The 13,204-nt window shown below is 31.1% G+C and carries 16 protein-coding genes and 2 pseudogenes; 7 read left to right on the top strand and 11 right to left on the bottom strand.

From position 1 onward, the window contains the following. A pseudogene (locus DNJ77_RS10000) lies at positions 1–121 on the top strand (IS481 family transposase); the annotation flags it as partial. Here the strand turns inward: DNJ77_RS10000 and DNJ77_RS10185 are convergent. The 10 genes from DNJ77_RS10185 to DNJ77_RS06570 form a co-directional block, all read right to left on the bottom strand. Further along, entirely contained in the window at positions 108–296 is a 189-nt protein-coding gene (locus tag DNJ77_RS10185; RefSeq protein ID WP_116964193.1) for a recombinase family protein, read from the bottom strand. The pseudogene DNJ77_RS10000 and the gene DNJ77_RS10185 sit on opposite strands and share 14 nt — an antisense overlap. Continuing rightward, positions 297–596 (bottom strand): DUF2442 domain-containing protein, encoded by a 300-nt coding sequence (locus tag DNJ77_RS06530; RefSeq protein ID WP_116964194.1) that lies wholly within the window; start codon positions 594–596, stop codon positions 297–299. It abuts the gene before it with no gap. 10 nt (positions 597–606) lie between these two features. Further along, positions 607–840 carry a DUF4160 domain-containing protein gene (locus DNJ77_RS06535; protein WP_116964195.1) on the bottom strand — a complete coding sequence of 78 codons (234 nt, stop codon included), beginning with the start codon at positions 838–840 and terminating at the stop codon, positions 607–609. A gap of 193 nt (positions 841–1,033) precedes the next feature. After that, positions 1,034–1,636, bottom strand: a complete 603-nt coding sequence (locus tag DNJ77_RS06540; protein WP_116964196.1) for a recombinase family protein — start codon at positions 1,634–1,636, stop codon at positions 1,034–1,036. Continuing rightward, positions 1,633–2,007: a type II toxin-antitoxin system PemK/MazF family toxin gene (locus DNJ77_RS06545; protein ID WP_204723372.1), complete on the bottom strand. Its 375-nt coding sequence runs from the start codon at positions 2,005–2,007 to the stop codon at positions 1,633–1,635. Before DNJ77_RS06545 ends, DNJ77_RS06540 begins: the two co-directional genes overlap by 4 nt. Next, positions 1,976–2,179, bottom strand: a complete 204-nt coding sequence (locus DNJ77_RS06550; RefSeq protein WP_116964198.1) for a DUF2281 domain-containing protein — start codon at positions 2,177–2,179, stop codon at positions 1,976–1,978. Before DNJ77_RS06550 ends, DNJ77_RS06545 begins: the two co-directional genes overlap by 32 nt. A gap of 137 nt (positions 2,180–2,316) precedes the next feature. Next, on the bottom strand, positions 2,317–2,529 hold the full coding sequence (locus DNJ77_RS06555) for a hypothetical protein (RefSeq protein ID WP_116964199.1): 213 nt from the start codon (positions 2,527–2,529) through the stop codon (positions 2,317–2,319). 4 nt (positions 2,530–2,533) lie between these two features. After that, on the bottom strand, positions 2,534–3,430 hold the full coding sequence (locus DNJ77_RS06560) for a ParB/RepB/Spo0J family partition protein (protein ID WP_116964200.1): 897 nt from the start codon (positions 3,428–3,430) through the stop codon (positions 2,534–2,536). 33 nt (positions 3,431–3,463) lie between these two features. Next, positions 3,464–4,093: a ParA family protein gene (locus DNJ77_RS06565; protein WP_116964201.1), complete on the bottom strand. Its 630-nt coding sequence runs from the start codon at positions 4,091–4,093 to the stop codon at positions 3,464–3,466. A gap of 95 nt (positions 4,094–4,188) precedes the next feature. After that, a complete protein-coding gene (locus DNJ77_RS06570; protein WP_116964202.1) occupies positions 4,189–5,724 on the bottom strand; it encodes a replication initiation protein in 1,536 nt (511 codons plus the stop codon). Positions 5,725–6,275: 551 nt separating this feature from the next. Here DNJ77_RS06570 and DNJ77_RS06575 point away from each other — a divergent pair. The 5 genes and pseudogenes from DNJ77_RS06575 to DNJ77_RS06595 all read left to right on the top strand — a co-directional run bounded on the left by DNJ77_RS06575 (position 6,276) and on the right by DNJ77_RS06595 (position 11,899). Beyond that, entirely contained in the window at positions 6,276–6,671 is a 396-nt protein-coding gene (locus tag DNJ77_RS06575; protein ID WP_116964203.1) for a hypothetical protein, read from the top strand. A gap of 5 nt (positions 6,672–6,676) precedes the next feature. Further along, positions 6,677–7,477: a hypothetical protein gene (locus DNJ77_RS06580; protein WP_116964204.1), complete on the top strand. Its 801-nt coding sequence runs from the start codon at positions 6,677–6,679 to the stop codon at positions 7,475–7,477. A 31-nt stretch (positions 7,478–7,508) separates the two neighbouring features. Next, positions 7,509–8,021: pseudogene (locus tag DNJ77_RS06585) on the top strand (GNAT family N-acetyltransferase); the annotation flags it as partial. Between the two features lie 231 nt (positions 8,022–8,252). Continuing rightward, positions 8,253–9,536, top strand: coding sequence for a hypothetical protein (locus DNJ77_RS06590; protein ID WP_116964206.1), 1,284 nt, complete (start codon positions 8,253–8,255; stop codon positions 9,534–9,536). Then, positions 9,533–11,899: an NB-ARC domain-containing protein gene (locus DNJ77_RS06595; protein WP_116964207.1), complete on the top strand. Its 2,367-nt coding sequence runs from the start codon at positions 9,533–9,535 to the stop codon at positions 11,897–11,899. The genes DNJ77_RS06590 and DNJ77_RS06595 overlap by 4 nt, the downstream gene beginning before the upstream one ends. A 32-nt stretch (positions 11,900–11,931) precedes the next feature. Here DNJ77_RS06595 and DNJ77_RS06600 read toward each other — a convergent pair whose 3' ends face one another. Then, complete coding sequence (locus DNJ77_RS06600) at positions 11,932–12,435, bottom strand: helix-turn-helix domain-containing protein (RefSeq protein WP_116964208.1); 504 nt, start codon at positions 12,433–12,435, stop codon at positions 11,932–11,934. Positions 12,436–12,911: 476 nt separating this feature from the next. Between DNJ77_RS06600 and DNJ77_RS06605 the strand changes: the two genes are divergently transcribed. Continuing rightward, on the top strand, positions 12,912–13,094 hold the full coding sequence (locus DNJ77_RS06605) for a hypothetical protein (protein WP_116964209.1): 183 nt from the start codon (positions 12,912–12,914) through the stop codon (positions 13,092–13,094). Positions 13,095–13,204: the final 110 nt, after the last annotated feature.

Below are 13,204 nucleotides of genomic sequence, written 5' to 3' on the forward strand. Positions count from 1 at the left end.
TCAGTATAATCATCAAAGGACTCATCAAGGCAAAATGTGTTGTGGCAGAACACCAATAGCAACTTTTACTGATGGGAAAACGCACTGGCAAGAGAAGGTTGAATTGCTCAACCATATCTGACAAAAACCGCGTTTGAAAAACAGGCAACTGTCAGGTCAAGTCTAAACTTATACACATCAACACCACTGACTTTTTCTTGATATATTTTTTGACAGCCATAAGCTTGGAGCTTTTCTATTTGTATATCTAATGATTGTTCTTTAGTAGATACTCGCGCATAACCAATCAATGACATTTACTTAGCTCCAAAATTATAATGCTCATGGTTATTAGTGTTTTTAAGAATCATTAATTTTTCTAAGATATACTCAGGCGCTAAATCAAGTTCTTCTTGAACGTGTTGCTCACTATCTCTAACTCGCCAATATACGGTATCGAGTAAACCATATCTGATAAAATTATCCTCTTCCTTTAAAAAGGAGAATTTTGGCTTGTTTACTATGGGCGAAAAATCAGCAACACCTTTCACACCATTATCAAACTCTAACCACATTAAATAGTCTTTTATATAATCCGCTGAATCAATCCTAAGCATAATTGCACCTCTAATCTAATTGATAGTTATTCCACGTGTCGATTAAATAACTTTTATTATCTAGTACCCAGCCTTTCAATAAGGCCTTATCTTTAACTTTAAGATTACCTTGAAGAATATTGCCAGTACTTATTTCTAATATCGCAACACAATCATGCTTTTTGTAGACATGAATGTGTGGTGGGTTATGGTCATCAAAAAACATTCTTATATAATAACCAAATATTTCGGCAATGGTTGGCATAATCCTAAAACCTTTTAAATTATTCTAGATTTTTATTTTAGACTATCATTTTCAGACTAGTCAATTAATGTGGTCCCACTTTGAGCGATAAAAGCGGGTCCGAGTGATTATAAAAGCGAGCCCTAACACATATCTGACAAAAACTGCGTTTGAAAAATAGGCAACTGTCAGGTCAAGTCTAAACTTATACAAATTAGCAAAGTTTTTCTTTGTATTTTCCTGTTTTTATTGAATAGTAAGAACGCCTAGATATATCATGTTTATCCATAATAGCTTGGACACTTAAATCTGTACCTATATCTTCTAATACTGCTGCTGCTTTTTCCATTGATAGCGTTGATGGTCTGCCAAACTTTACACCATTTTTCTTTGCTTGCTTAATTCCATCCATTTGCCTTTCTTTCCTTAATGATTGCTCAAACTCAGCAAATGAAGCGAGCATCTGGAACATTAGTTTGCCTTGAGGTGTTTTTGTATCAATATTTTGATCAATGACAACAAAATTAACTTCTTTTACTTCCAATAACTCGACTATTTGACCAAGATGCAATGCAGAACGAGCCACCCTATCCAATCTTGTTACGACTAAAGTGTCACACTCTCTAACATAGTCTAAGCATTTTGCTAATTCTGGTCTGTTCTGATCTAATCCTGACAGTTTTTCTTTGTATATTTTGTCGCACCCATAAGCCTTTAACTTAGATAACTGCACATCTAAATTTTGCCCCGCTGAAGATACTCGAGCGTAACCTATAAACTGGCTTTTATGTGATGCCAATAATTTATCTGCTGTCATGCCTGAGATTCCAATCTTTCAAATAAATCCGACATCACATTGCTAAGCTTATCAATATCTACACTTGTTAGGGTTCCAAGTTTTTTTAAGATATTATCTTGCTCTATCGTAGCAATCAAAGGTTTAAGCATTGATGGCTTGGGTAAACCAGCTTGTTTCCATTGACATAGCACACACTCACCATAGCCCAGTGGCATTTTTATTTGACTTGTAATTGCCATTAAAATTATATCTCGCCTTTCATTCTGATAAGATTGTTTGCTTACAACCACCGCAGGTCGCCTTTTAGAAGCTCGTAGATTGGTAAATGGAAATGGCACCAATATAACATCGCCAACATTATAAATTGTTATAGATTTCATCTTCGTCATTATCCCATACACCTTTAAAACTAGATTCAGACATTGCAGAAAAGTCTTTACGTAATTTTTGATTAGTATCTTTTTGTTGAAGAAAATCTATAAAGTTTTCAACTTCTGAAAAATATTTAGCTGGCAAATGATTAAGTTTTTGGTTAATCAAATGAATTTGCTTTGGTTGCATAACAAACCCCTTAAAGTTTTGATACATTTAATTATGGACTACATTTTGAGAAACGTCAAATAAAGGTTTGTAAATAGTTACGTAAGGTATACTTTTTGGGAAATTTGAAAGGATTATAATTTCAGTTACGCGCGTAACTATTTTTTGTTTGTATGCTCTTCATAGTAATGGGATACAATTTTATCTATCACTTCACCCTTTCTTCGAAAATTTAAAGCTTTCTTCAACTCCCCAATTTTCTCTAAAGTGTCTCCATTCAGCCAATCGGAAAATTGAACTTTTCCAGATTCTTTTAAAGCTTCCCTGATTTTTCTTTGACTTTTTTTAAGTGTTTCTAATCTATCAGACATTGCTTTACCCAAAATATTGAATCATTAATTTTTCAAGATCATTTATAAACACATCATAGTTATCTTTAGCTATAATATTGTTGTCTAAATTAATTCTTCTTCCTGAAATACGAGCTAAAATTTTATCATTGCTTTTTATCGTTTTTTCTTTATTTTCCACACTCTCTTTTTTATTTAAAATTTTATCGACTTCTTGCTTAATTCTTTTTTCACCATATCCAAATTTAATCTTATCAGCTATAGCTATTAATGCTTTGTGGTATTTGTCGCCTTTGTTTGCTAGCGAAACAATTTCAATTGATGTCCGTGATGATACTTTACTCATATCATTAATAGCATTAACTATATCACTTGGTATCCTTGAAAAGGATATAAAATTCTTAATAGACGAGAGTGTTAAACCTACTTTGTGTGCTAAATCATCCTGTGTTATTTTTTCTGAATTTAAAATATTTGAATAGAAAATACCTTTTGAATAGTCAGATACACTTTCTTTTCTATTTTCATCTACAACACAAGCAATTGCATCACGGAATGAAAATTCTTTAACAATAGCTTCAACTTTTATATTTATGCTTTTACAAGCAAGCCATCTACGATAACCAGCGATTACAACGTATTTTGCTTCTTTGTTAGATTGGGCTTTAAATACATCATTTTGATTAGTTATTACTATTGGCTGAGCTTGTCCATTATTTTTTATACTGTAGGCGAGTTCTTCTATATTCCCTAGCTCAAATTCTTTTCTGTCTCTATATTCCCAGTTATCAATTTGACTTGTCTCAATAACTTCAACAGAACCAGCATAGCCCATAGCGCTTTTAGCATCTGCTAACCTTTCCACTATAACTTTATTTTCAGTTTCGGACTTTAAACTAAATCCATTATTTTTTTTACTCATATTAAAATCTCCAGAAAGTTACGCGCGTAACTTTTAATTTATATATTCTATAACTTCTTTTGCCAAACTTTTGAATTCTCTGTGTGAATCACTATCTGGCTGGTATTCTCCAACCCATAAACCATGAAATTGTGCTTCCATAACACAAGACTTTAAAGTTATATTAGTTTTAAATCCATTAAGCTCTGAAATCGAGCTTATTAATTCTTGAGATAAATTATGCCGTTTTTGTGTTCTTACTGCTAATAATCTATAAGGTTTCCTGCATTCATCTGCAATTTCCATAGATTTAATTAAGGCTTTTTGGTCACTTAGACTAGGTGAAGATGGAATAATAACAAAGTCACTTGCCAAAGTTGCTTTAAAAGCTTCTCCTTGAAAATTTGGTGGCGTATCAATAATAATAAAATCATACTCATTTCTTAACTGATTAATCATTTCTTTTGGAGAGTCTTCACACAATAATGTATCAACATCAAAGTTAGATATTCCAGTAGCCATACCCTGCTCTTTCCAACCTAATGCATCAGGCTTATCTTTATCAATATCTACAATTACAACTTTATAGTTAAAATCTTTAGCTAGCGACCACGCTAAGTTTACACTTGTTGCTGTTTTCCCTGCTCCACCTTTTCCTGAAATAACAGCTATAACTTTAGACATAATTAATACTCCATTAATGAAACACAAAAATATTATATTATCTTTATAATTACTAGTCAACTATTTAAATATAAAGTTACGCGCGTAACTTTTTACTAAACCAAATCCGCAATAGCCACTCTAAGCATCATGATTTCTTTTTCTACCAGTCCTTTAGTTTGCTCGCTCGCTTCCATCAATTCTGATTTTTTCGCTTCTAACTCTGCTTTAAGCTTTGCAATCCTTTCTTCCTTGCTAGCAACTTCTAGTTCATCAACAAAAGACTTAATCTTACTGTAGTTTAAAATATCGCCCTTAAATCTAAGTGTTAAGTAATATGGCGACATACTTTCTAAATCTTCATACTGAGCTACAACATCTTTCAAGCATCTAAGCATATCAATCTCTAGTTCATCAGTAATTTTTTCTTTAACTTCATGTCTTGATAGTAAAACAAGTATTTGCTGTTCATTTTTATTTATATATGAATCAAAACTATTAAACCTTTCCATTTTTTGAGCTTTTCGAGCTTGTGTTGATTCCTCTACTGCATCCATTGTTGCTTTTATTTCTTGAGAACCAGAATTATTGCTTGCATTTTCAATACAAGAAACAAGGTAACCACTAATATTATTGATTTCTCTGCCTTTTTGTATTTCGCCTAATAGCTTTTCAATTCCTAACTTACAAGCGTCCACACCATAGTTAGAAATATACTCTAAAACTTTCTTTTTAGGTATACCGTAGGCATGAAGTTGCGCTGATACAATTAGTGTTTGACCATCAAGTTTTATAATTGCTTTTTCTGATACTATTGAATTTTTATCTACTTTATCAGTATATAATGATTCTAGTTTTTCACTAAAAATAGATTTTTCACCAAACTCAAATACAATTGTAGTAACTTTTCTTCCTGTTTTAATCTCCTCTAAGTTAACATATATATCAGTCTCATTTATTTCACCTATTATTTTATGTAGCACAGCTTTTTTAAACATTGAATAATTTGTACTGTAGACATTATGTAGACCAACTCTAGTTTTATAATCCTCAACCGCTAATTTTAATTCATCTTTTTTTTTGTATTGATTAAGCCTCAACTTTAGAATGATGTATGTATCAAAAGTATAATTATTTTTAAACTTAAGTACATCTGATATTTTAATTCGTGTGTAATGACAAAAAACTAATAAGTAAGGAAAAACTTTTTTGTCTATCTCAACTTCTATACATCCAACAGTATCATTATATTTAAATTCTTCAAACCAACTTCGCTGTATATATGATTTTTTATTTAAAATATCATCAAGATTCGGTAAAGTTGCTATGGAAGATTTTAATCCCTCGGTTATTTTTCTAATATCTCTAGCAAAATGTGCTTTTGTGATTCCAGTTAACGAAATAATGTCATCTTTAGAGAGCTTAAGATTCCTAGATAAATGCCCAAGATCAACACTCTCAATATCTTCATTAGTCAATTCTTTTGATGTTATCTTTATTTTCTCTCGATAATAGTGTGATAGTATATATACAAACACCTTTATTTGATTGACATTCCATGTACTATGACCTCTTATCTCAGATAGTAAAGATGGGATGTAAGCCTGCATTTTATCTAGATCAATTTCCTGATTATTAATCATCATTCTCATAAATTTATAAATCCACAACTACTCTTAACTATAATTTCTCATACTCTTAACTATAATTTTTATTTAACTAAATGTAAATATATATATTTTATTTTTAGTTTATCTCACCATTCTTTTAGTTTATCTCACCATTCTTTTAGTTTATCTCACCATTCTTTTAGTTTATCTCACCATTCTTTTAGTTTATCTCACCATTCTTTTAGTTTATCTCACCATTCTTTTAGTTTATCTCACCATTCTTTTAGTTTATCTCACCATTCTTTTAGTTTATCTCACCATTCTTTTAGTTTATCTCACCATTCTTTTAGTTTATCTTACCATTTAGTTACTTTTATAAATATAATCAAACCTCTATAATCTCCTTATATAATAAGGTGTACAGCAAATAATAGCTAAAGCTAATTAATTAAGCTTTTAAGTTAGATTGTTTTATATTCAGCGTTTTGCAATCTATCTAATGGATAAATAATATAATAGATCAATCTATCTAAGATAGATTGATTTTTTCTTTATTACACTCTGTATCTTGAATATTTGATAAGCGTGTATATATGAAAAAGGGAATTTACTTTTCTTTCGATAAAGTAGGTGGTATTGAAAGATTAATTGAAGAAAAACCTACAGCGGCGAGAATATTCCTATTTCTATCAAAATATAGTAATGACGATAATGTAGTTGTTGCCTTAAGCTCTGTCTTAGAAACTGCTTTAAAAAAGACAAGACCATATTTAGCTAAGTGTGTTAAGTATCTAAAAGATAACGGATATTTAGCAGTAATAAACTCAGGGCAAACATCAGTATACATTTTTAATAATGATATATTGATTTCAAATAAGTACGATAATGAATATAAAAATATTGAAGTGTTAAATGCAACCTTGTTTTTATCGCCAAAAGAGTCAATAGCCAAAAATAAACAACGTCAAACCTTCAATGAAAAGGTCTAAGTAGAATGAGAATAATAAAAATCATCACTATCTATACTTTAATTTTACCAACAATTATTTTAGCCTATGATTTGTCGCAAAAAACTCAAGCAGATCAAATAATACGATTAAGTAAGGAAGATGGTGTATATCACCCTAAATTAAAAATAAAAGGAATCGATAATAAACAAAGCAAACGTAATGTATATCAAAATGAGTATGGTGTTGTTGTTATTGTCTCCAACCAAAGCTTAATTAAAATATTACATAAAGCTAATGACTTAGCATACCAAAACCCTAAATTTCGTCCAACAACAACTCCTCATATTACTATAGTTCAAGGGGTGTACAAAGGCGATAAATTTATTCAGTTACAAAAAGCAGTTAAATCAATTGCTGAACATACGTTTCCATATGTAGTTACGATGCAAAACAGCTTCACTAAAGGTGGCGGTGGAAATACATTTCTCAATGTATCTGATGGCAAATATTTTTTTGACAGATTAACAACCTATATGACGAATAAAGTTCAACCAGATGCACCAATGAAGCAAACACTTGACGATATTGAAGCTGGAGTTGCAGATTTAAAAGAGATGCATGTTGGTGGAGCATGGAGAGATTTTAATTTGCCATATAATAATAATCCTCATATTACAGTTGTGTACGGTAAGAATGATCCAAGTTTACTGAGGAACCTAAATGAAATTATTCAACCACAATCACTATCATTCATAGCAAAAGCAATATCTATTTATCAAATAGATGAAGTTGGCAATTTATATGGTAAGCCATTATATCAAGTAAACTTTAACTTAGAGCCATGATTAAAGAGTTAGAAACAAAAGGCGCTTTGCATTATCAGATGTTCAACGAATGTCGGAAATAAACTCATGCGAAGAAGTTATGAGATTTTTTCCGAAGATATACACATTTGAGGATACATTAAACTTTGTTAAAAATGTGATAAAAAAGTATGAAAATAATGACTTAGCGGTATATGCTTGTGTATCTAAATCAAACAATACTTTTATTGGTTCTGTTGGGATTACATATCATAATTTTAAATCTTTTTTTACGCCATGTTATGAGGTCGGTTGGAGGCTTGATAAACAATATTGGAACGAAGGGTATGCTACCGAAGCAGCTAAGGGTGTCCTAAATTATGGATTGATCGAATTATGTATCGATGAGATTGTTTCTTATTCGCCAGTTATAAACACAGGATCAATAAGGGTAATGCAGAAAATAGGTATGAAGTTTTATCAAGAATACTTCAATCATACGTTGTGGGATAAAAATAGCCCGCTATCAAAACATATTTTGTATAGAATAACCCGCGAAGAGTATTTGCGAGATTTGAAAAAATAAATAGAGATATTAAGCAAACTTAAAATGATTAACCAGACACAGCTAAAGCAAATAAATAAACAACAAAATGGCTGAATGTGTAATGTAAGCTTGATTTTCAAAGGATAGTTTTGTAGTTTTGCGGTTAGAGAATTTAGTATGTATGAAAATCGACACTAAAAATCGGTTGAATGATGCGTAAAGTAGTGACTTATATTGAAAGATAGTGCCTTTTTTTGCAATAAAAAATATATGACTGATAACAAATTGGTGCTGTATTTCTGTACTATTTTTTTAGCCATTGCACTTTACATAGACCTGTCATCCTTGTATAAGGATAAAAAATATGAATTTTTCCAACAACAAGCTACAATAGATGAAAATTTACAGTATCTTCAAAGTGGTTATGTTCATCTAATTGATCAATTGACCGAAGCGATTGTACAGAATAAAAAGCAGAAAAATCCTTCTGAGGAAGTGATATTACAAACCATCAGAAAGTATTACGCGACTTTAGAAAAAATAAGTGCTGAATGGGTCAATATTGTCTGGTATGACGGAAATGATTCAATGTTTATTAATCAACTTGGAATTGCTAATTATCGCAATAAAAGCAAGGTTAATAACCTTTTTAGTTACTGCAAACCTCTAATTTACTTAGATAATACTATTAATGGCAGAGTCTGTATTGAAGTTAGTTTCAACGCATTAGAAAATTACCTTTCAGCGTTATTGTCTGAGGATGTATTATTGTTTGAAGACCACTATGCGGTAGAAAGGCATTATGATAAGAAAGTTTTTACAATCCAATTTTTAAATAAAACAACGTGGGTATTAGTGCCTGATAAACCAATATTTTCGCAATTTAATATCGCAAAGTATGTTTATTTCTTTATCGGCAGTAGTATTGTGGTGCTGATAATTAGAAGACATAAACGTCAATTAATGCGTCAACACAAAAAGCATCAACGAGTTGTCAAAGCGTTTGCGGATGAAAAAGGATTGTATTGTCAATTATTGCAGTATCACCATGGTGCCAATTATTGTGATTTTATTGACCGATATAGGATTGATTCATTGGTTAACGCTTTTGATCAAGAGATACGTTCTTTGAATTTAAACGTTGTTACTTCTATTGATGAAGCGGTCTACCAACATCAATTTAATATTTTTGCATTGCAAACTTTGCTGTTGCATTTTATAGGAGAAGCAATTTCTAATATACAGAAAAAGGGTGAAATTAGTATTAAGCTTGATGTGGAAAATGATAATTATATTCATTGTGTTTATTCTGATAATTGTTATGTTTTTGCTGAAGAAAACCGATTTAGTGGCAAAGAAGTGACGCAATCAGATTATTTTCATTACTTTAAACTCACTAATCAACAGATCATTTGCTTTATAGAAAAGCATTATATTGAAATTGTTACAGAAGTATCAAAGTATCAGGGAAAGCAGATACTGATAAAGTTACCTTTGAATCAAACGACCAAAGAATATAATGTTGTAGCTATGTTTGATAAGGAAGAATTATGAAGATGCTGCAAAAAGTACCAATAGTGCTATTTTTAATATTTAAAACTTTTTCGATTTGTTTTGCGGATATTGCTTTAATGGTAAATGTCCCGATGGCTAACAATCTGTTTGTTGGTAGAGATGATTATTTAACAAATATGCACACTTATTTATTAAAGCACAACATAATCACACTGTATGGCTCTGGTGGTATTGGTAAAACACAAATTGCAAAGCAGTATACTTATAGATATCACAATGATTATGAGATTGTGTGGTGGATTAAATCAAACGAAGATTTGACGAAACAGATTCAGTTGATGATAGAAAAATGGAATGAATCTGCTTCTGTTGAAAATAAGATCATCCTCAGCAAGCAAATTGAGGTTGATCTAAAACATCTTCAGGAAGTTATTCAATCATCTCAATATCATTGGCTGATTATTTTAGATGATTATGATAAAAATTTAATTGTATTAGAAAAATTTGTTGCACAGATTGCTAAAATGGCTCAAGTTAAGCTAATTTTGACCAATCGTGACGGAACCGTAATTTTAGGTGATCATAAAATGAATATTAAGCAATTTACTCGAAAGGAATCGTTGGAGTATTTAAAGCAATTTTCTAATCCAGAGAATAGGGATGATCTAATCAGTCATCAGATGTTGGCGGAATTACTTAGTGATTATCCTTTGTCAATAGCGTCTGCTTTTGCCTACATAGAAACGTTGCCCATCACGGTGAAAGATTATATAGGATTATATAAGAGTTGTGTTGGTGATATTAAGAAAATAGAGGGAGATGTCGTTTCACGTCTTGGTAAAAACTATGTTGATCGGTATGGGATGACATTACAGACAACCGTTAACATTTCATTAGAAAAAATAAGTCAAGATTATCCTTTGGCGATCGAGATATTAAAATTGATGACACTGGTTGATAATAAAAGCATTCCTGAAGATTTACTTCTGAACTATTTATCTATTGATAAGGTAAAATATAGCGAGGCAATACATATTTTGATGGCATATGGTTTAATTGAGTATTCTGATAGTAAAGCATCTTTTAGATGTCATGATGAGCTTCATAGAGCGTTTAATTTTTACTTTGATGAGAATGAGTTAAAGTATTTATTGCCTAAGATTATTGCTAGTATTAATTCATTACTTTCAGAAGATATTTTCTATCTAAATGTGTTTATAGCGAAGCAGCGAAGTTTTATTAAGCACATTGAGAAATTGTATCAGCATGCGCAACGGTTTGGCTTTGTTAATAATGAGTTAATTCGATTAAAGACTAAACAATTGGAATTTGTACTGACTAATCAGCGAGATAAGCAAGCAGCAAATAAGGTGATAAATGAAATAACTCAGTTAATAGCGAAACTTGAAGATCAGAAAAGTAAGGTAGATAGTTTGGTTAAGGCAAGATTTTTATTAATGCAGAGTACCTATACAGACTGGATGTTAGCAGATTATAAGCTTTCAACACAGCAAGCAAAAGAAGCTGAGTATTTAATTGAACAAATTCATTCGCAGTCGATTAATAGAGAAAAATTAATGTTGGCAACAAGACTGTCTCAGGTGTATGCATATCAGGGTGATTATAATAAAGCATTAATCTATGTTGCTAAAGGTGAAGATATTATTGCTAAAGATAAGTCAGCAAATATAGCTTTTTTAACCATTTTAATGGCTTCAAAATCAATAGGTTATTACCATCAGGGAGATTTTAAAAAAGCGGCAGATATTGAAAAAACAGCTACCGAGTCGGCATCTTCTAATGACAGTAATAACATGGTATATCAAAAAGGGAATGTGTTTGCCATTCCTTTATTACTTGATAAATATCGTATGATGATTAAGGCAAAAGAATCGCTAAACGAGAGTTTAACGAAATTAACTGAAATGGAACACGATATTATCTCATTTTATGGAGAGCATAATTATTTTCTGAATAAGCTGTATTTTGCTAAAGCAGATTGTCTTTTTGCACTGGGTGAGTTTACTGAAGCCAATATTTATATAGACAAAGTATTACCACATATTCAAGGTGATGATATATCGAATGCTAAAATTAACCCTATTATTGTGATACAGGCAATTAAGCTAAAAGGCGATATACTGAGAAGCTTAGGCAATTATGTTGAAGCAGAGTCTTATTATCTGTACGCAGAAAGATTATCAAATAAATATTTCACCTATAAAGCAGTACAGGATATTAGTGATTTATATATCAGCATGGTTATCAACAAATTAGATAGATATGATATTCATGGCGCGTTAGCGTATAAACGCAAGCATGATAAGCTTTTTGGAAAGCAGCATTCGGGTTATTATAAAATTACTTTGTATTTAAAGGAAAAAAGCTCAGATGGACAGTAATAGTGATTATTTAGCAGGTTTTTTTATACTATTTAGAAATATTGCTTAATAATCCATTCTGCAAAAACCTGATCAGGTGAATTTAGTTTTTTTGAGAGAGAAAATTCATAAATTTCGCTGATGGCTTTTACAGAAGTTTTGGTATCTATAAAAGGAATATTTTTTTCTTTAACTATTTTGTCATAAACTTCGACACATTGTAAAAAATACTTTTTATGCCATTCTAATTTCAGGTCAATTTTGCTTGAGGTATCACGTAAAGATGGGAAAACTTGGTAGTTTAATTTTTCTTCTCCTATAATTTCTTCAATAGAAACATGAAAAAATCTGGCTAATGGAATTAACGTTTGAACTTTGGGAATACCTCTAGCCATGGTAAGTTGATGCAGAGTATTTGGTAAAATACCTGTTGCATCAGCTAATTCGCTGATAGTAATACCTCTTTCGATAATGAGTCTTTTTAAAATGACGGCAAACTTTTTGGTGAGAGTGTTGACTTCAAGAGGTTTTATTTCAGGTTCTTTTTGTGCAGACATTATTTGAATATCTATATTTTATCATGAGCTATAAAATAGCAAAAAATGTGTTTAAAAACAAATTAAAAAGAATTATGCAAAAAAGTTGTTTACATACAAATTAATTGTTAATACAATAAATTAATGTTATTTTATAATTTGTTTAACTATTGATGTTTAAACTTAGAAGATGGGTTTCAACTTTGCTGATAAAATTTTAGCGGAAAAAGACTTATGTTATCTAGGCAGTAATTGAAAAGCATATCGTTTAGCCAGCATTGTTAAAGTTAAGATTTAATTAAATGACTAAAAATTTACAAGAAGGACTTCACCGAAAGTTTGGCGACTAGAGAGTGAAGCCCTAAGAAAGAACTGATCAAAGATCAGCAGGTCAATATTAGACGAGATTTGCTTATTCGTAAATAGGTCTATCCGATTCGCTTTTCTTTATTTCAGTCAAATGAACCTGTTTAACAACGAGAATAAAGGAGTGTTTTGTGCTAACAAAAAACATCCAGCTTCGTGCAAAGGTACATCGACCATTGCGTCAATATTGCCTGGATCACGATACAACGATTACGGATGCTATCAGTGAGATTGTTGGCAAGTATTTGATTAGCAAGGGTTATACGCTGGCTGATCCAAGAAAGTTAAGCGGTGATTTTAAACAGAGCAAATAAGTTTATATCCAGTTTTGAACTGGTCGGTTTATCACACCGTCAACCTGATCACTCTATAGCGGTCAGGTAAAAGTGAGCTTGCAATTATTAGCACTAACAATAATGCAAAA

It is taken from the genome of Fastidiosibacter lacustris (genome assembly GCF_003428155.1).
Classification (GTDB): Bacteria; Pseudomonadota; Gammaproteobacteria; order Francisellales; family Francisellaceae; genus Caedibacter; species Caedibacter lacustris.